This is a genomic window from Weizmannia acidilactici, assembly GCF_008974225.1.
GTDB classification, from domain to species: domain Bacteria; phylum Bacillota; class Bacilli; order Bacillales; family Bacillaceae_C; genus Weizmannia; species Weizmannia acidilactici.
Map to the genome: position 1 here is coordinate 53,278 of NZ_BKZR01000006.1, position 17,934 is coordinate 71,211.

16 protein-coding genes, 1 pseudogene and 1 other annotated feature are annotated in these 17,934 nt (G+C 43.0%); of the genes and pseudogenes, 5 read left to right on the forward strand and 12 right to left on the reverse strand.

The genetic code is table 11. From position 1 onward, the window contains the following. The first annotated feature begins 3 nt into the window (after positions 1 to 3). The 3 genes from GBH70_RS03500 to GBH70_RS03510 all read left to right on the forward strand — a co-directional run bounded on the left by GBH70_RS03500 (position 4) and on the right by GBH70_RS03510 (position 1,968). A complete protein-coding gene (locus GBH70_RS03500) occupies positions 4 to 405 on the forward strand; it encodes a globin domain-containing protein (protein ID WP_151679728.1) in 402 nt (133 codons plus the stop codon). Further along, complete coding sequence (locus tag GBH70_RS03505; protein WP_151679729.1) at positions 402 to 1,256, forward strand: ClpXP adapter SpxH family protein; 855 nt, start codon at positions 402 to 404, stop codon at positions 1,254 to 1,256. Before GBH70_RS03500 ends, GBH70_RS03505 begins: the two co-directional genes overlap by 4 nt. A 511-nt stretch (positions 1,257 to 1,767) precedes the next feature. Next, positions 1,768 to 1,968: a hypothetical protein gene (locus tag GBH70_RS03510; protein WP_151679730.1), complete on the forward strand. Its 201-nt coding sequence runs from the start codon at positions 1,768 to 1,770 to the stop codon at positions 1,966 to 1,968. A 40-nt stretch (positions 1,969 to 2,008) separates the two neighbouring features. Here the strand turns inward: GBH70_RS03510 and pepF are convergent, their stop codons facing one another. The 10 genes and pseudogenes from pepF to GBH70_RS03560 form a co-directional block, all read right to left on the reverse strand. Next, positions 2,009 to 3,826 (reverse strand): oligoendopeptidase F, encoded by a 1,818-nt coding sequence (pepF, locus tag GBH70_RS03515; protein ID WP_151679731.1) that lies wholly within the window; start codon positions 3,824 to 3,826, stop codon positions 2,009 to 2,011. Positions 3,827 to 3,907: 81 nt separating this feature from the next. After that, positions 3,908 to 5,077, reverse strand: a complete 1,170-nt coding sequence (locus GBH70_RS03520) for a competence protein CoiA (RefSeq protein WP_253693421.1) — start codon at positions 5,075 to 5,077, stop codon at positions 3,908 to 3,910. Between the two features lie 157 nt (positions 5,078 to 5,234). Beyond that, entirely contained in the window at positions 5,235 to 5,894 is a 660-nt protein-coding gene (mecA, locus tag GBH70_RS03525) for an adaptor protein MecA (protein ID WP_151679733.1), read from the reverse strand. Between the two features lie 347 nt (positions 5,895 to 6,241). After that, positions 6,242 to 6,637 (reverse strand): transcriptional regulator SpxA, encoded by a 396-nt coding sequence (gene spxA, locus GBH70_RS03530; protein WP_151679734.1) that lies wholly within the window; start codon positions 6,635 to 6,637, stop codon positions 6,242 to 6,244. 292 nt (positions 6,638 to 6,929) lie between these two features. After that, on the reverse strand, positions 6,930 to 7,871 hold the full coding sequence (locus GBH70_RS03535; protein ID WP_151679735.1) for an ABC transporter ATP-binding protein: 942 nt from the start codon (positions 7,869 to 7,871) through the stop codon (positions 6,930 to 6,932). A 1-nt stretch (position 7,872) separates the two neighbouring features. Further along, a complete protein-coding gene (locus GBH70_RS03540) occupies positions 7,873 to 8,934 on the reverse strand; it encodes an ABC transporter ATP-binding protein (RefSeq protein WP_151679736.1) in 1,062 nt (353 codons plus the stop codon). 23 nt (positions 8,935 to 8,957) lie between these two features. Further along, a complete protein-coding gene (gene opp3C, locus GBH70_RS03545) occupies positions 8,958 to 9,944 on the reverse strand; it encodes an oligopeptide ABC transporter permease (protein ID WP_371862173.1) in 987 nt (328 codons plus the stop codon). Positions 9,945 to 9,976: 32 nt separating this feature from the next. Further along, entirely contained in the window at positions 9,977 to 10,909 is a 933-nt protein-coding gene (opp3b, locus tag GBH70_RS03550) for an oligopeptide ABC transporter permease (RefSeq protein ID WP_151679738.1), read from the reverse strand. Between the two features lie 116 nt (positions 10,910 to 11,025). Beyond that, the gene (locus tag GBH70_RS03555; RefSeq protein ID WP_151679739.1) at positions 11,026 to 12,693 is read right to left on the reverse strand and encodes a peptide ABC transporter substrate-binding protein; all 1,668 of its coding nucleotides are present in this window, start codon (positions 12,691 to 12,693) and stop codon (positions 11,026 to 11,028) included. A gap of 284 nt (positions 12,694 to 12,977) precedes the next feature. Next, positions 12,978 to 14,045 (reverse strand): annotated as a pseudogene (locus GBH70_RS03560) (transposase). Positions 14,046 to 14,439: 394 nt separating this feature from the next. Here GBH70_RS03560 and GBH70_RS03565 point away from each other — a divergent pair. Continuing rightward, positions 14,440 to 14,772, forward strand: a complete 333-nt coding sequence (locus tag GBH70_RS03565) for a DUF3899 domain-containing protein (RefSeq protein ID WP_151679740.1) — start codon at positions 14,440 to 14,442, stop codon at positions 14,770 to 14,772. A 53-nt stretch (positions 14,773 to 14,825) separates the two neighbouring features. After that, positions 14,826 to 15,067 (forward strand) — a binding site (T-box leader). Between the two features lie 62 nt (positions 15,068 to 15,129). Continuing rightward, the gene (trpS, locus tag GBH70_RS03570; protein WP_151679741.1) at positions 15,130 to 16,122 is read left to right on the forward strand and encodes a tryptophan--tRNA ligase; all 993 of its coding nucleotides are present in this window, start codon (positions 15,130 to 15,132) and stop codon (positions 16,120 to 16,122) included. A 43-nt stretch (positions 16,123 to 16,165) separates the two neighbouring features. On the opposite strand, the gene GBH70_RS03575 is transcribed toward trpS, so the two are convergent. Together GBH70_RS03575 and GBH70_RS03580 are read right to left on the reverse strand one after the other, a co-directional pair. Beyond that, complete coding sequence (locus GBH70_RS03575; RefSeq protein WP_151679742.1) at positions 16,166 to 16,918, reverse strand: YjbA family protein; 753 nt, start codon at positions 16,916 to 16,918, stop codon at positions 16,166 to 16,168. Positions 16,919 to 17,045: 127 nt separating this feature from the next. Continuing rightward, complete coding sequence (locus tag GBH70_RS03580; RefSeq protein WP_151679743.1) at positions 17,046 to 17,822, reverse strand: DUF2268 domain-containing putative Zn-dependent protease; 777 nt, start codon at positions 17,820 to 17,822, stop codon at positions 17,046 to 17,048. Positions 17,823 to 17,934 lie beyond the last annotated feature (112 nt).

The following is a 17,934-nucleotide window of genomic DNA, read 5'->3' on the forward strand; positions in this document are numbered from 1 at the left end:
TCTATGATGGGAAAGAAAACTGTGCCGTATGATGTCATCGGGGGAGAAAAACTCGGCCAACTTGTCGATGCATTTTACAAGCGGGTAGCAAAACATCCGGATTTAATTCAGATTTTTCCTGAAGATTTAACGGAAGTTGCCAGGAAACAAAAACAGTTTCTGACACAGTTTTTAGGTGGGCCGCCCCTCTATACCGAAGAACACGGCCACCCGATGCTGCGGGCGCGGCACTTGCCGCACGAAATTACGCCGAAGCGTGCAAAAGCATGGCTGTCCTGCATGAGCGGCGCAATGGATGAAGTGGGTTTGGAAGGAGAAGTCCGCGATTTCTTTTTTTCAAGGCTTGTATTGACCGCACAGCATATGGTGAATACTCCGGATCAAGTACCGGGTGACGGAAATTGAAAAACATGCTTGATTTTATGAAACATACCGGCTGTTTGCCAAAACCACTGGAAATTTATGTATTTGTTGATCCGCTTTGCCCGGAATGCTGGGCGCTTGAGCCGATTTTAAAAAAACTGCGACTGGAATATGGCATCTATTTCCGGTTCAGGCACGTGCTGATCGGTAAGCTGGCTAATTTAAATGACAATCCGAAAAAGCATGAAGCAATGGTGGATTATTGGGAAAAAACGGCCAGCCGGACAGGAATGTCCTGTGATGGAAGTTTGTGGATCGAGAATCCGATTACTTCGCCATATATTGTTTCAATCGCCATTAAGGCAGCCGAACTCCAGGGGAAGAAACAGGGATTACGGTTTTTGCGGAAAGTGCAGGAACTCGTTTTCCTTGAAAAGCAAAATATATCGGATATTGATATTTTATTGGAATGTGCGAAAGAAGCCTCATTGGATGTGGATGAATTTTTGCACGATATCCATTCCGAAAGCGCGGCAAAGGCATTTCAGTGCGATTTAAAAATTACTTCGGAAATGGAAGTGACCGAAAGCCCGTCTCTCGTTTTCTTTAATGAGAATATTGAAGATGAAGGATTAAAAATTTCCGGCCTTTATTCCTATGATGTTTATGTCCAGGTCCTTCAGGAAATGCTGGGCAAACGCCCTGCCCCGATGCCGCTGCCACCATTGGAAGATTTTTTGAAGTTTTTTGGGATCGTGGCATCAAAAGAAATTTCGGTCGTTTATGATATGCCTATCCATGAGGCGGAAAAAGAACTGAAGAAACTCGTTTTACAGCAAAAAGTACAAAAAATAAACGGCAAGCACGGCTCGTTTTGGAAATATATCAGCTAACCCCCTCCCATTTATTCACAACGGGGGTTTTTTAATTGATGAAGATTTTTAAGACAGGCTTTTATGTTGCATCGGCTGTATTTGGGGTGAAGGACATTCGGGAGCGGATTTCCTTGATTTTGTCCTTCATCCCGTCTCTAACGGACATTTCGGCATTGTTTTCCCGCTGAGATGGTTTTTAACGCAGGATCTTTGAAATGGACTTTGTGACCTCTTAAAAAAAGTTCCTTAACCGCTCTCCAAAAGTTATAATGAAAGAGGCCTTGCATTTGCAAGGCCTCTTTCAACACGAACAAAGGGGATGGGAGAAATTTTTCACGGTCAAACAAAGGGGTATGTTTGCTTGTGATCAACTTCACATCTATATAATATCATTGAACGATGTCGAATGCAAGTACTTGTTAAAGTGTTCACATATTCGTCATATTTTCGTTCATCACGCCTTTGCTGCCATATTCTTTTGAGCATGAACATAAAATGGCAATGAAACACTTTGCAAAGGAGCCAACAAATGAAGAAATTAAAACTGTCAACGCTGGCTGCCGGCTTCTCCATTTTATTTTGTCTGAATTTGTTCGGGTTGATGAAACTGCTGCCCCTTTTCATCACTTCCCCGCTTTTGTTTATGGCAATTTTCGTTTTGCTCTTGTATTTAAACCGCCGCAACACGTTTAAAGGCTTCCACCGGCCATCCGCCCGGCGTCGCATGTAAAAGCGGCGGCGGAAGCCGGTCATCCGCCGCCGCAATTCCATCAGCCAAGCAAGCTTTCCATTTCATTTAATTTTTCTTCAAACACTTTTAAAGCATCTTCAATCGGCTGGGAGGACGTCATATCGACGCCTGCTTTCCTCAGCACTTCGATCGGGTAATCCGAGCTGCCGGCGCTTAAATAGCCGATATAGCGTTTGACGGCCGGTCCGCCTTCTTCCAAAATTTGCTTGCTCAAAGCGGTTGCCGCGCTGAAGCCCGTCGCATACTGGTAAACATAATAATTGTAATAAAAATGCGGGATGCGCGCCCATTCAAGCCCGATTTCTTTATCGATCACAATATCCTTTTCGCCGAAATATTTTTGGTTCAGCTTATAATATTCGTTTGTTAAAAGTTCCACCGTCAGCGCTTCACCGTGCTGCGCTTTTTGGTGGATCAAATGTTCAAACTCGGCAAACATTGTCTGGCGGAAAACGGTGCCTCGGAAGCCTTCCAGATAATGGTTCAGCAAATAAATGCGCTGTTTCTCGTCTTTGATCGTTTTTAACAAATAATCGTTCAAAAGCGCTTCGTTGCATGTCGAAGCCACTTCCGCCACGAAAATGGAATAATCCCCGTAAGGATACGGCTGGTTTTTCCTTGTATAGTAGCTGTGAACGCTGTGGCCGAGTTCGTGTGCAAGTGTGAAAACATTGTCAATATTATCCTGCCAATTCAGCAAAATATACGGATTTGTGCCGTATGCGCCCGATGAATAGGCGCCGCTCCGTTTCCCTTTGTTTTCCACAACATCGATCCAACGGTTTTCAAACGCCTGTTTTAAAATGTCCTGGTATTCTTTGCCGAGCGGATGCAGGCCTTCAAGCACGATTTCTTTCGCCTTTTCGTAGGTGACTTCCATATCGACATCCTGGACAAGCGGTGTGTAAAGATCATACATATGCAGCTCATCAAGTTTCAGTACTTTTTTCCGCAAAGCAACATACCGCTGCAACAGGCCCAAATGCTGATTGACCGTTTCCACCAGCTGGTCATAGACTTTTTCCGGAATATGGTTAGCCGACAATGCTGCTTGGCGCGCCGAATCATAATGGCGGATTTGGGCGACGACGTTGTTCTTTTTCACCTGGCCGCCGAGGGTGCTTGCGAATGTGTTCGTGAACTGCCCGTATATGGCATATAATTTTTGGAACGCCTCTTTGCGGACACGCCGGTCTTTGCTTTCCAATAACCGCGTATAGCGGCCGTGCGTAATTTGCACTTCGTTGCCGTTTTCATCTATAACTGTCGGAAACTGCAGATCGGCATTGTTCAGCATGCCGAAAGTTGTACTTGACGTATTTAATACTTCCGACATCTGGGCAAGCAGCGCCTCTTCTTCTTTGGATAATATATACGGGCGCATTTCATTGATTTCTTCCAAAGCATGTTTATATAACTTCAGCGGTTCGTATGTTTCCAGGAAGTTGTTCAATTTTGCTACGTCGATTGACAGGATTTCCGGCACGATAAACGCAAAAGCACTGCCAACCTGGGCAGCAAGGCTTTTCGCTTTGCTGTCCATCCCTTGGTAAAAGGCATTGGTTGTGTCCTGGTCATAGCGCATATGCGCATATGTATACAGTTTTCCGAACCTTTCCGTCACTTCATCCTGGAATTTTAAGGCGGCATAAAGCTGCTCGGCGCTTTCCCCGAGTTTTCCCTGGAACGAAGAGGCCCCTTCCAGCTTTTCTTTTACTGCTTCGTATTCTTTATTCCAATCTTCATCCGTAGGGAAAATATCTTCCAGCTTCCAAGTCAGTTTTTCCGGGACTTCATTCCGGCTTGGCAAGGTATGCACTTTATTCCCGTTTACCATCAATTTTCCTCCATTCTTCTCAAAAAATTCCTTCTTTTTTCATTCTAACGTACAGCGCACAATCCCGCTACTGATCTGTCTTCATAAAATGGGCGGGAGCCGTAAAGTTATATTATGCTCCATCCCGTCCAGTTCTTCCATATTTTTTGGAAAGCAGATGTTTTTATTCATCATATATTTCGTTTTTCCGGCTTCTTCCCAATATCCCAGCCGGGTCAGCGTCTGCGCATATTCAAACAGCATCACTTTAACGACATTTTTCTCGTGTACAAACGGGGTTTTTCGCAGTTCAATTTCTTTTTTTCCGACCCGCCTGAAAAATAACGAAACCATTTCATCCAGCGAAACACATGCTTTTTGCATTATGGCACTGGAAAAATCTTTCCAAACATAAAACTGCCATACAACCGGATGCTGTTTGCAAATGGCCATCTGTTTCAGCGGCAGTCCGATAAAGGACGGCAAAAATAGCGGGTGCAGCCCGGATTCATACACCTGGCGTAAAAAAGGATCTAGAAATGCTTTTCCGAACTGGACCTTCATCCGTATCCAGTTCCGCCTCTCCGAAAACCAGTCAACCAAAGAAAGCGGAAACGTTTTGGTGTGAAATTGCACATCAGTAAAAGGAAATGCAAAGGAAGACAGTGGTTTTTCATCATAAAGGGCATGAAATCTTCTGGAAGAGGCCGGGACCATGCGGAATAACATACAGAGGGCTTGCTTTTTAGGAAAGTAACTGAATAAATAGAAATAATGTTTACGAATGTATCTTAAAAAATATAATTGGAAGTCCGTGCAAGTAAAAACATCCGGCCCTTTTCCAGCTTCTTTCCGGCAAGGGTAGCCGCCCAATATCCATACGGGCAGGATGTTCAGGCTTTTGTACCCTTCCGTCCGTTTCATGATCTGCCTGAACGGGATCGGGGAGCATTGGTATTCGACGGCAAACAGCTGCCCGTTTTTTCGGACAAGCAGATCGGCCCTTTGCTGAATGGACGGGATATATTGTTCAAGGGTAACCTCCAGGTCCTGCCCCTTCAGCCATAAATATAAATCTTTCTTGCCCTGTAAATGCATTGGGCTCTCAGGTTCGGAAGAATTAACACAATCGGAATGGCGGTAGTGGGAAAAATGGGGGGTGATTTGGTTACCGATCTTTAAAATAAGGGGTTCGCGGCAGTCCCGGCAATAAAAGGTGTTAGAGGCTCTCAAATTTTGAAGTTCATTCCTTGTAAAGCGTTTTGTCAGCATAACCAGCTCCCCCCGCTGATTCAGCGCAGAAAGCAACGGCATCATCTCCTTTTTAATTCAAATTCTCCGTCAAGGCTGAAAATCCTTCTTTTTATTTTTCGGGGCAAACTGGCTGCACAAAAAAATCGATGCTTTGCCTGCATCGATCGTGTATCCATTAAAAATACGAGTTTAATTTCGCGAATACATCTCTGTCAATAATTAAATTGCCGTACTCCTGCAACCGGTGGCTCGTGATGGATGCAATGTCGCAATATTCAAGCAGCTGGCTCAACATAAAATCATTCTCCTCTTCGCTTGCATCTTCCGGGAAAATAACATGGAGATAGTATTTCCCTTCAAAGGAATACAGTTTTGTTTTGACACCTTCCATCCGGTAATTCTTCGACAAAGCAATCAAATCTTCAATGTCTTTGAAATACAGCACCTGCTCCAAAAGATCACTATCCGCAAACCCATGATGCAAGGAAGTATGGAAATTCTCGTCAAAAAATTCTTCAAGCTGTTCATTTACAGTAAAATCCTTCAATTTATCTTCCGGAATTGGCAGTTCAAAACGCTGCCCGTCTTTCGACAATTGGGCTTTCGTTACCAGCACTTCCAAGCCTTTTTCCAGCGCCTGCACTTGTATCCAAAGCGGGCCTTCAGGGTCGAACACCTCGTCTTCCGTATGGATCTCATCCATCATTTCCCAAAAAAGCTCCTCGCTTCTTTCCCGGTCATACCAGATTTCTTCACGATTAAACCCGCGTTTTTCTATATCAACATACGAAATATAAAACTTCACCGTGTTCTCATTGATTCTTTCAATTTCCATACAACAACTCTCCCTTCTATTAAGTGTTGTGAAGGGACTCGTTCCCCCATTCAGGCACATTTAGGTTACCTTGTACTTTTATTTTATGATAAAAGACAGGCGAATGGAAATAAAAAAACTTGTTTTTTTTAAATTCCACGCAGGCCTACCACTTAACATTTCACCGCTATTGTGCCCTGCATCTTTTTTGTATTGTAGCCGATTCCCCGGGGGAATTCAAGACAAAATTTTCTAAATATATATCCGCTTATTTACGAAATGATGACATAATTTCCCGTATTTTCCGCCCATAGAAAAAAACCTTCCAAGCCGTACTTGGAAGGGGCAGCAGGCGTACAGACACCCGGTTAATTGACAAGCTTTTGCGCTTCCCTGAGCTGGAAGGTGCGCACTTTCCGCGGGAGGAAACGCCGGATTTCATCTTCATTGTAACCCACTTGCAGGCGTTTTTCATCCACAATAATCGGCCTTCTCAGCAATCCCGGATTTTTCTGGATCAGTTTATACAACTCTTGAAGCGGAAGGGCATCCAAATCAACGTTCAGTTTTTGGAAAGTTTTCGAACGTGTGGAAATAATTTCGTCCGTCCCGTCTTCCGTCATGCGCAAGATTCCTTTAATTTCATCGAATGTAAGCGGTTCGGAAAAAATATTGCGTTCTGTATACTCAATGTGGTTTTCTTCAAGCCAGTTCCGAGCTTTTCTACAAGATGTGCAACTAGGTGAAGTGTACAATGTTACCATCTATCATTCACACTCCTAAAAAATTATATTTTACATTTACAGCAAGATTATTAGATTAAAATTACTTTAATAAAACAATCTATATTATGTATTATACACGATTTCCGGGATATTGAATATATTTTTTTGAAAAATATATTTCGCAATTTTTCGGAGCGCATTAATCATTTTACATTACCCCTTTTAACCGTATTTAAACATTTTTTTCTTAAATTTCTATGAAAAATAGAAGGGAATTAAAAAAGAACGCACTTTCAAATAGCGTGCGTTCTTTTGGCTTAATTGAGAATGGTCAGCCATTGTATGCTTTTTTGTACTGCTCCAATTCCCTTTCGGAGCAGTAAACAAAATGGTTTGGGGCGACTTCCCGCATTTTTACTTCTTCACCTGCACGATATTGGTGGACGGACGGGTCATAAATTTTCCGCTTCCGGGTACGCTCATAATCAGGATCAGGAAGCGGAATGGCGGATAGCAGCGATTGTGTATACGGGTGGAGCGGATGGTTGTACAAATCGTCGGCATCGGCCAGTTCCACCAATTTGCCGAAATACATGACGCCGATCCGGTCGCTGATGTATTTGACCATCGATAAATCGTGGGCAATAAACAAATACGTCAGATTATGCTCTTTTTGCAATTTCTTCAATAGGTTGACCACCTGGGCTTGGATCGACACGTCAAGCGCGGAAATCGGCTCATCGGCGATAATAAATTCCGGATTGACCGCAAGCGCTCTTGCAATACCGATCCGCTGCCGCTGCCCGCCGGAAAATTCGTGTGGATAACGGTTTGCATGTTCTTTGTTGAGGCCGACCGTTTCCAGAAGTTCATATACACGGTTCATCCGCTCTTCTTTCGATTTTGCAAGCCCGTGGATATCGATCCCTTCCGCAATGATATCCGCCACTTTCAGGCGCGGGTTGAGCGATGCGTACGGATCCTGGAAAATCATCTGCATTTTTTGGCGGAGCTGTTTCAACTCATTTTTGGACATTTTGCCGTGGACATTTTTCCCTTCGTACAATACTTCCCCGGCCGTTGCATTATACAGGCGGATGATTGTCCGTCCTGTTGTCGACTTGCCACATCCGGATTCCCCGACAAGCCCGAGCGTTTCTCCTTTGTAGATGTCGAAAGTGATGTCATCCACGGCCCGTACTTCATTTGCCTTTCCTACATTAAAATATTGTTTTAAATGTTTCACTTCAATCAGTTTTTCTTTTGTTGCCATCTTACTTTTCCTCCTCAACCGGAGCCGGGCGCACAACACCCTTAAACTTATTCATCCTCTTTTTCACGGCTTCCGGCGGTTCCACTTTCGGGGCGTCCGGATGCAAAAGCCATGTCGCCGCATAATGCGTATCGGAAACCTTAAACATCGGCGGTTCTTTTTCAAAATCAATCTTCATCGCAAACTTGTTCCTTGGCGCAAATGGATCTCCTTTAGGCGGGCGGAGCAAATCAGGGGGCGTGCCCGGGATAGCATATAGTTCCTCGTCTTTCACATCCAGGCTTGGCATGGAGCTGATTAACCCCCATGTATAAGGATGCTTCGGATTATAAAAAATTTCATCAACGGTGCCGATTTCAACAATTTTCCCGGCATACATGACCGCCACGCGATCGGCAACATTCGCCACAACGCCCAAATCATGGGTAATGAAAATGATAGATGTTTCAATTTTCGACTGCAGGTCTTTCATTAGATCAAGAATTTGAGCCTGAATCGTAACGTCCAGCGCAGTTGTAGGTTCGTCCGCAATTAAAATTTTCGGATTACATGCAAGCGCAATCGCAATGACAACGCGCTGCCGCATTCCGCCGGAGAATTGGTGCGGATATTGTTTGAACCGTACCTCCGCTTTCGGAATGCCGACCAGTTTTAAAAGCTCAATAGCGCGTTTTTTTGCCTCGCTTTTATGTAATTTCTGATGTTTTAACAACGGTTCCATGATTTGCTTGCCGATCGTCATCGTCGGATTTAACGAAGTCATCGGATCCTGGAAAATCATTGAAATGTCTTTGCCGCGGATCGTCTGCATTTTTCGTTCGGATGCTTTTACAATATCTATGCCGTTAAACAGGATTTCTCCCGATTTAATTTCAGAGTTATTCGGGGGCAGCAGCCGCATGATAGCTTTCGTTGTAACCGATTTTCCCGAACCGGATTCCCCCACGATTGCCAATGTTTCACCTTTTTTTAAAGTAAAATTCACACCGCGGATCGCCTGTACTTCACCGGCAAAAGTGTGGAAAGAAATATTTAAATCTTTTACTTCCAATATATTTTCCATAAAAGGCTCACCTCGCTTCACCATTAATCTCGCATTTTCGGATCAAATGCATCCCGTAAACCATCACCCAATAGATTAAAGGCAATCAAAAGAATACAAATGACAGCCGCCGGAATCCACAATTGGAATGGCAAAAATTGGAACGTTTGATAACCGTCCTGGATCAATGTACCAAGGGATGCTTTCGGTGCCTGCAATCCAATCCCGATAAAACTTAAAAATGCTTCAAAGAAAATGGCAGTCGGAATCGTAAACATTGTATTGATGATGATAACGCCGGCCAAATTTGGCAGCAAATGTTTGAATAAAATCCTTGTATTCGATGCGCCCAAAGTTTTTGCAGCCAATACATATTCCATATTTTTCAATTTCAGCACCTGCCCGCGTACAACCCGAGACATGCCAAGCCAGCCGGTAGTAACCATTGCCACCGTGATCGACAAAATCCCCGGTGCAAAAATGAGCAGCATGAGGATAACAACAATGAGGTTCGGTACCCCGTAAAGAATTTCAACAATCCGCTGCATCACATTATCGACCTGCCCGCCTTTATAGCCTGAAATTAAGCCGTAAGTTACCCCGATCACCATATCAATTAATGCGGCAAGAAAAGCGATATAAAGGGATACCCTTGTCCCTTGCCAAACCCTTGAAAACAGATCACGGCCGAGCGAATCAGTGCCAAACCAGTAATAATCTTTAATATGCTTTTGTTCATAAACATTGACTTTTTTCCCTGCGATCTCCTGTGTTCCGTCAAAAATGCCAAGCTTTTCAATTCCTGGAATTCTTGGCGGCAGGTTGATCCGCGAAGAATCTTGGGTATAAGGATCATACTTAGAAAGTGACGGGCCGATTGCCGCCATGATAATGAGCAAAATCAGGATAATTAAACTCGCAATCGCCGCTTTATTTTTCCTTAGGCGCAGCCAAGCATCCTGCATAAAAGACAGCTGCGGCTTTTCAATCACATCCGCGTCTTCATGATTTACTTCAACAAGTTCAAACATATCTTTTGAAATCGTTTCATTGGTGCTTGTGCTCATGAATTATTCCCCCCGGCTAAACGAATTCTCGGGTCGATAATGCCATACAATATATCAACAATTAAAGTACATACGACCAAGACAAATGAGTAGAAAATTGTTGTACCCATAATAATTGGGTAATCGTTCATTTGAATTGATTTTACAAATTGCTCCCCGATTCCCGGAATCGAAAAAATTTGCTCAATCACCATTGATCCCGTCAAAATGGCTGCGGTCGTAGGACCCAAAACAGTAATTAACGGAATTAAAGCATTTCGAAGCGCATGTTTAAAGGCAATATCACGATATGAATTTCCTTTCGCTTTTGCCAAAACAATATAATCCGAACTTAAAACATCAACCAGCTCTGTCCGGATAAACCGGGCAGCTGTAGCAACGGGACCAATAGCGAGAGCAATGGTAGGCAATATAGTTGAAGAAAAACCATCCCAGGATGCAACCGGCAACCATTGTAGTTTTACGCCTACAAAGTATTGCAAAGCTGCAGCAAATACAAACGAGGGAATTGAGACTCCGAGGATCGCAATCAATGTACTGCCGTAGTCAATCCAGCTGTTTTGGAACATTGCCGCCAACATGCCCAATATAATTCCGATAAGCGTACCCAGGATCATTGCCTGAATTCCCAGCTGTAAGGACGGACCCATCCGATTCAGAATGAGGTGCGTAACGGATTGGTTATCGAATTGGAATGAAATCCCGAGGTCACCTTGTGCCAGTTTTCCCATGTATTTTACATATTGGACAGGAACCGGATCATTGAGGCCATATTTTTCATTTAATATATGAATTTGTTCAGGAGAAAGTTTTTGCTGGTTTCGGAATGGCGTTCCCGGCAAAAATTTCATTAAAAAAAATGTAAAAGATGAAATCAAAAATAATGTGATCAAAAGGTAGATAATCCTTTGCGAGAGATACTTAACCACACCGGCACCTCCTAATAAAATGATTTACAATTTTCTTACAAAACTTCTCTTAACGGTCAAAAGAGAGTATCCCTAAAAGGAAATACTCTCCTTCGCCAATCAAACCTGATTTAAAATTATTTTTGAACATAAGCATCCCTGAAGGTTGTATCCGGACCGAACAAGTGGTCTTCTACGCCTTTAACATAAGGTTTTTGCAGGCGGAGATATGCACGTTGGTACAACGGCCCGATTGCGGCATCATTCATCAAGATTTTTTCTGCCTTCAGCATAACTTGCCAACGTTTTTCAGGGTTGTTCGCATAAGTTGTTTTTGCTTCATTGATTAGCTTGTCATATTGTTTATTGGAATAACCGGATTTATTGTTATCCCCGTTTGTGACAAACAGATCGAGGAATGTCATAGGGTCCTGATAGTCCGGTCCCCAACCGGCAAGCTGAATATCGTAGTCTTGGTTTGTATCCAATTGCAAGCGGTTTTTAAATGGTACGTTTTTCAGTTTGAGCGTTAAACCAGGTAAATTCTTTTCCAATTGGTTTTGGATAAATTCGCTTGATTTCTTGGCGTCGTCGGTGTCATCACCAAGCAGTTCAAACGTAAGACTCTTCACGCCAAGTTCTTTCAAGCCTTTTTCCCAGTATTTCTTAGCTTCCGAAGCATTATATTTTAGGAAATCTCCGTTTTCAGCACGGAAATCCTGCCCTGTTTTCGGATCTTTTACAAAGTCTTTCGGAACCAATCCGTTTGCAGGGATAGAACCGTTGCCTAATGTAGTATCAACATACGATTGTTTATCCACTGCCATTGCCAAAGCTTTGCGGATATTGATATTCGCTAAAGCAGTCTTCTTGCCGTTGCGCACTTCATTATATTTGAAGTAGAAGACGGAAGAAGTCGGATACGTATGGGCTTCTTTGCTGTTTTTATACTGCTGCGCATATTCGTTGCTCAAGCCGACACGGTCAACTTTGCCGGTGTTGTACAGGTTCACGCCGGTGTTAACCGCTTTGACAACTTGGAAATTGATTTGCTGCAATTTAACTTTATCTTTGTCATAATAATTCGGGTTTTTCACATATTTCCAGGTCAGACCTGTGCCGTTCCAATTTTTTAAGATAAATGGCCCGTTAAATAACATATTGTCGCTATTTGTCCCATATTTTTTCCCTTTCGATTCCACGAATTTTTGGTTTTGCGGGAAGTAGGTCGGGAATGCAAGCAATGATTTTAAGTATGGTGTCGGGCGTTCCAATTGGACTTGAAGCGTATAATCATCGATTGCCTTAACACCCAGTTCGCTCGGTTGCTTTTTGCCGGCCAAAATATCAGATGCATTTTTGATGACCCCGGCAAAAATATAGGAATATTGGGAGCCGACTTTCGGATTTACAGCCCTTTGCCATGAAAAGACATAGTCTTTCGCTGTTACAGGATCGCCATTCGACCATTTCGCATCTTTACGGAGTTTAAATGTATATGTCTTACCGTCTTTGCTTACAGTCGGTTCTTCGGCTGCATCAGCCAAATAGAGATTGTCATCTTTACCGATGCGGTAAAGGCCTTCCATCGTGTTTCCAAATAAGATGAAGCTTTCCTGGTCTGTTGCGAGCGTCGGATCGCCTGAAGGAATTTCAGCGCTAGCAATCCAGTTTAAGACTTGCTTTGTTGAGCTGTTGCCGCTTTTGCTGCCTGAACTGCTGCTGTTATTGCTGCCGCAGGCACCAAGCACAAGGGACAGCACAAAAGCCAAAGTCATGAAAACATAAAATTTTGACTTTTTCATCAGCTAACCACCCTTTTTTTATTTTTCTGAAAAGCAAGTGACTTTTCGAAATCAATTATACTAACATTTGTTTTACTTGTACATATTTTTTTATTGTTTTTTAATTACATTAAAAATAAGGAAAAAGTGAAAAAAATACCGCCACGCCAATATTGTAATCCCTTTCAAATCAATCAAAAATTTTAAAAAAACTATTATATTTGAATCAATTTCATAATTGCTCTTTTTAAAAATACAAAGACCTGTAGAATTTCTAAATTAACGTTTTTTAAATTGCCTTAGTTTTATGCAGCTTGTTGCCCTTGATTTAACATTGCGTTTATGCGGTCTGCGGCTAGTTTTGAAGCATTGTAAATAAGCGTTACGAGATCGAAATGTACTTTTGCCCGTTTTCCGGTCCGGTAACGAACATTGTTGAGCTGAAAGTATTCCTTTAAATATGCATTAACTCGTTCTACGGCGTTTGAAAATCGTTTTCCATGCCTTTGACCCCCGGGCAGGTGCTGTATATTTTCGAAGGTCTGTTGTGATCTTTACTTTGTACACTTTCTGGCAGATGCCTTCATCGAACCCAATCCTTTCAGGCTCATTCCGTTTATTGTAGGCCATCACAGAATGCTGCCCCATTCGATAAACCTGTGTATAAATGGGTTCGAAATCATAACCGGCATCAATTACTTCATGACGTAATAAAGGGAGTGGTAAGCGTTCCTGAATTCCTTTGAGTAACGGAATCTCTGCCTTGCCGTCATTCAGGCTGCCCGAAGAGAATAGAGTCTGTAAAATATATTGGCTTGATGTACTGACAGCCAGATGGCCTTTATAACCAAACCAAAAAACATTTTTACCTTCACTGTTCTTTTTGACGCCCCATTTCGGATCTTGTGGAACTTTCGTGCGTCATTCATCCAGAGGGGCATCCAGTTGAGCTTCTTTTTTCTTTTGGAAAAATGGCAGAGTCGCTTCTTTTTCAGCCTGTTCAGCGAGCCATTTTTCACGTTCTTCTTTGGACTTTCTCCCTCGTTTTTTATCGTAAGCCAGGAATAAGAGGATTCAGAAGGCGTATTGTCCGATACAAGAAAACCGCAGTTTAGCTTGAAGGTAATGTCTTCATTTAAACGTTTCACAAGATCCTTAACGGTTGGGATTCGTTCAACATAACGGACGAAAACTGAAATAATCATGGCGGCATAGTTTAATTCTTCAGGTGCACCAAGATGGGACTTCTTGGTTACTGAATGGCAGATTTTATTAAGATTTATAGCTGAAATAATGGCATCGTAACGATGGGTAGGTTCCATTTCGTATAATTCCTGGATGCCAAATAAACTCATTTGTCGTATAATGGTCACAGGGAGTGTCCCTCCAGTCTTTTTTGTTTTTTTCGTTAATTACCGTTATACAAGACTTGGGGAGGTACTTCCTTTTTTATGTTTTGAAAACCTTTGGACACAAGGACTTGGAATTTTGAAATTCACTCATTTAAATATTCTTTGCTAAATTTTTTACCAAGTCCCTTATGAACAACTGATTTCTAATATTTTTTTGCGCAGGCTTTTCCTTTATCTTTCCTTCTTTAAACATTTATGCAACATAATTTACGGTATGCGTGACATTTTTAATTTTTTTATTTCTTGAAATAAATTTAATTTAACTTATAAATATGTTTCGACATGTCTGGTAGTTTTCTATTTTGTTGTGTTCCTGTATAATGGACGAAAATGCTTGTTGCTGAAAGGTGAGCATATGTTTAAAAAGCTTGTCTATTGGTTTTTGTCTTCCCAGTTGCTTGTTTTCATCTGTTCTTTCACGTTTTATAAGCGGATCGACCTGCTTTGTTATATTAATACATCTTTTACAATCGGGGCGCTCTTGATCTTTTTTTCCTTGTCGGTTTTTATGCTCCGTACAGGTTTTTTTGATGCTTTTTTCTACGGTTTCCAGCGACTGTCGTCCAGATTTGACGGAGAAGTCCGTCCGCTGTCCAAACTGGTCTCGATTCACGTGCAAATGCCGTTTTTAACCGGCGTTGTGATGATGATTTTCATGGCAATTGCCCTTTTTCTGCAAAGTTCGTAAAGATTTCGCATTTTGACTTTTTTGCTTAATTTGATTATAATGGTGGCGGTACGTGAAAAGCGATGAGAAAGAATAGTACATTTGCCAGGGCATTTTAGAGAGTTTGTGGTTGGTGGGAACAAACATGCCGGGCAGATGGAATGGGCTTTCGAGCTCCGGGGATGAACGGATATTTTACCCTATTAGTTTCCGGCGTTTGCCTTGCGTTAACAAGGCCCCAATTTTTTGGAACTAAGCGGCCCGGCGTAAAGGGCACTTAGGGTGGCACCGCGGATCTATCCCATTCGTCCCTATTTGGATGAATGGTTTTTTATTTTTATGGAAAAATTTCAGCATGTCTTAGGAGGAAAAAGCAAAATGAGAACCATTTTTTCAGGCATCCAGCCGAGCGGAACGATCCATATCGGCAACTATCTTGGCGCAATGAAGCAGTTTGTTGAACTGCAGGACAGTTTTAATTGCTATTTTTGCATTGTGGACCAGCATGCCATCACCGTGCCGCAGGATCGGCTTGCGTTGCGCAAAAACATCCGAAGCCTTGCCGCTTTTTATGTCGCTGTCGGCATTGATCCGAAGAAAGCAACGCTGTTTATCCAATCAGAAGTACCGGCACATGCCCAGGCCGGATGGATGCTGCAGTGCGTTTCCTATATCGGAGAATTGGAAAGGATGACGCAGTTTAAAGACAAATCGGCAGGAAAAGAAGGCGTATCGGCCGGCCTATTGACATACCCGCCGCTGATGGCTGCTGATATCCTGCTATACAGCACAGATCTTGTGCCGGTCGGTGAAGACCAGAAACAGCATTTGGAATTGACGAGGGATTTGGCGGAAAGATTTAATAAACGGTATTTGGAAATTTTTACATTGCCTGACATCAAGCTCTCTGAATCAGGCGCACGGATCATGTCCCTGCAGGATCCGACAAAAAAAATGAGTAAATCCGATCCGAATAAGAAAGCCTTTATTTCACTTCTTGATGACCCGAAACTGGTCGATAAAAAAATTAAAAGCGCCGTTACCGATTCGGACGGCGTCGTGAGATATGATAAGGTAAACAAACCAGGCATCTCCAATCTGCTCGTTATCTACTCCAACTTCAGCGGCCTGTCCATTGAAGAATTGGAAAGGAAATACGAGGGGGTCGGTTACGGGGCATTTAAAGCTGACCTTGTGGATGTAATCAATGATGCGCTTGCCCCGATCCAGCACCGTTATTACGAACTGATTGAATCGGAGGAATTGGACCGCATTTTGGATGAAGGCGCGGAAAAAGCTAATATTGTGGCAGGAAAAATGCTGAAGAAAATGGAAAATGCAATGGGGCTCGGCAGGAAAAAACGCCACTGAACCAATGCAAAAAACGAGTTGCGATTTAGTACGCAACTCGTTTTTACATGAGTTCGCTTTTTTCATTGTGTTCAAGTTCCCAAAGTTTTTCAAAGAACGGTTGTCCTTTTATCAAGTTTTCGCACAACTGCTCGTGTTTTTCAGACCACCCTGTTTTTGTTTCCTCATAAAGCCGCTCCCACACAAGATCAAAATCCATAAATTGAATTTGTTCATATTTTTCCGGCGACCATTCAGTATACCAATACCGCACTTCCGCCGTATTCTTAGAAGAATAAAGCTGGTCAAGGGCCATAAACAGCAGCTGCTTTAACTGCCTTTCCCTTCTCGTCAGCCCCTGCATGCATTCCGGTGAAGGGGATAAAATATGGTATTCTTTCGGTTTGGCGTTTTTTTCAAAATGGTAAGAAACCGGCTCATGTCCCACTATCATATCATACACAAGCTGTTCCTGCCGCGGGATAAGCCTGCTTTTCCGGATCGGCAGCGTATAGCCGATCGTATCGACAGCCAATATTCCCTTGCCATCCGTTACGACAAAACAATAATCAAGCTGGATCCTTTCATGGTTTTTGCGCAATATCCCTTTTTGATAAACATCGTTCAGCAACGTCTGCGGCAATTCCGCCAAATCATTTTCAATGTAATCATAAAGAAGCGTGTCCACATATAAAAGAGGGACCTGGTCAAGCAGTTCAATGACATCATCCCGGCGCCATTCATGAAAAGGGCAGACATTATATCCGTTTTCCTCCCCCTCGAACCAGTTGACCCATACATCGTGAAGATACAGCATTGATAACCCCCCGTAAACTCTATTTGTCATTCAGTATAGGCAGGGAGCAGTTAAATTATTCCTATGCCGCCGCCAAAAAGGAAGATGGGGGAAGCTGCCGGCACTATATCTTTCAGCAGGCAACCCCCTATTTAAAATTTTTTGTAAGGAATGTTTCGGATGCGAGGCCTATGCATTTTGCAGTAGAAAAAGCATGTGTATTCTTAAATTCTTCTATGAGGAAATACCCGAGCGCATACCCCATCATGTTTGGCACGTACCTTCTCCCGAAAAGCAGGTCATCGTGGATTTTCTCGCTTTTTTTCCTTTCAAGGTTTTCCGCAAAAAATCGGTGCCACGCCTGCATCTTCTGCCTGCCCGTATACAGCCTGGACGTTCCTGAAATATATTCCTCCCCTAAGTATTCGAGCACGGCATGTTCCGCCAGGCCTTCAAATACAAGAGAATCGAGCAACGTATATTCCATAAGCGGCCGTTTCAGCCGGGACATGCGCGCAGCATGATGGTATTCATGGATCAAAAGTGCCTCCCATTCTTTTTCGTCCCGTACCGGCCCCAAGAACAGGAAAACGGCATCCGGCAGCGTGACGCCTGATTTTCCCCTGCTTTTTCGGAACCCGAATCCGTTTCCCGCACGGATCGGGAATATATAAATATCCGGGTCCGGCCCTTTCCACAGCTTTTGATACTTTGCTTTAAGTGCCGCGATTTTTTCCCACGCATTCTTTTCTTTCAACGATAGAAAAGTCTGTTTCGACTGTCCTGAAGGCCGGTACATGCCGAAGCTTTGCAAGTACCGGTAAAAATCTTTCACGTCTTTTCCGGCCTGTTTGATGTTTTTGCAAAACACTTCCGGCCTTCCAAAATCTTCCTCCATCCACCTGTCTGTACGTATGACGCCCATAACGCCCCCCCTTCTGTTTGCTTCTATTGTATTAGCGGGGAACGCGTTTTATTGATCAGATTTAAAGCACATTTTGAAATAACTAAAACTTTCCCGATTGCATAAAAAAAGG

What these genes read in the sequence shown, in the direction of transcription:
- GBH70_RS03510 (WP_151679730.1), top strand. Translation starts at nt 1,768, where the DNA reads ATGAAGAAATTAAAACTGTCAACGCTGGCTGCCGGCTTCTCCATTTTA.
- GBH70_RS03535 (WP_151679735.1), bottom strand. Translation starts at nt 7,871, where the DNA reads ATGGCAACAAAAGAAAAACTGATTGAAGTGAAACATTTAAAACAATAT.
- spxA (WP_151679734.1), bottom strand. Translation starts at nt 6,637, where the DNA reads ATGGTAACATTGTACACTTCACCTAGTTGCACATCTTGTAGAAAAGCT.
- GBH70_RS03565 (WP_151679740.1), top strand. Translation starts at nt 14,440, where the DNA reads ATGTTTAAAAAGCTTGTCTATTGGTTTTTGTCTTCCCAGTTGCTTGTT.
- GBH70_RS03500 (WP_151679728.1), top strand. Translation starts at nt 4, where the DNA reads ATGATGGGAAAGAAAACTGTGCCGTATGATGTCATCGGGGGAGAAAAA.
- trpS (WP_151679741.1), top strand. Translation starts at nt 15,130, where the DNA reads ATGAGAACCATTTTTTCAGGCATCCAGCCGAGCGGAACGATCCATATC.
- GBH70_RS03580 (WP_151679743.1), bottom strand. Translation starts at nt 17,822, where the DNA reads ATGGGCGTCATACGTACAGACAGGTGGATGGAGGAAGATTTTGGAAGG.
- GBH70_RS03540 (WP_151679736.1), bottom strand. Translation starts at nt 8,934, where the DNA reads ATGGAAAATATATTGGAAGTAAAAGATTTAAATATTTCTTTCCACACT.
- GBH70_RS03520 (WP_253693421.1), bottom strand. Translation starts at nt 5,077, where the DNA reads ATGCTGACAAAACGCTTTACAAGGAATGAACTTCAAAATTTGAGAGCC.
- mecA (WP_151679733.1), bottom strand. Translation starts at nt 5,894, where the DNA reads ATGGAAATTGAAAGAATCAATGAGAACACGGTGAAGTTTTATATTTCG.
- GBH70_RS03575 (WP_151679742.1), bottom strand. Translation starts at nt 16,918, where the DNA reads ATGCTGTATCTTCACGATGTATGGGTCAACTGGTTCGAGGGGGAGGAA.
- pepF (WP_151679731.1), bottom strand. Translation starts at nt 3,826, where the DNA reads ATGGTAAACGGGAATAAAGTGCATACCTTGCCAAGCCGGAATGAAGTC.
- GBH70_RS03555 (WP_151679739.1), bottom strand. Translation starts at nt 12,693, where the DNA reads ATGAAAAAGTCAAAATTTTATGTTTTCATGACTTTGGCTTTTGTGCTG.
- opp3C (WP_371862173.1), bottom strand. Translation starts at nt 9,944, where the DNA reads ATGTTTGAACTTGTTGAAGTAAATCATGAAGACGCGGATGTGATTGAA.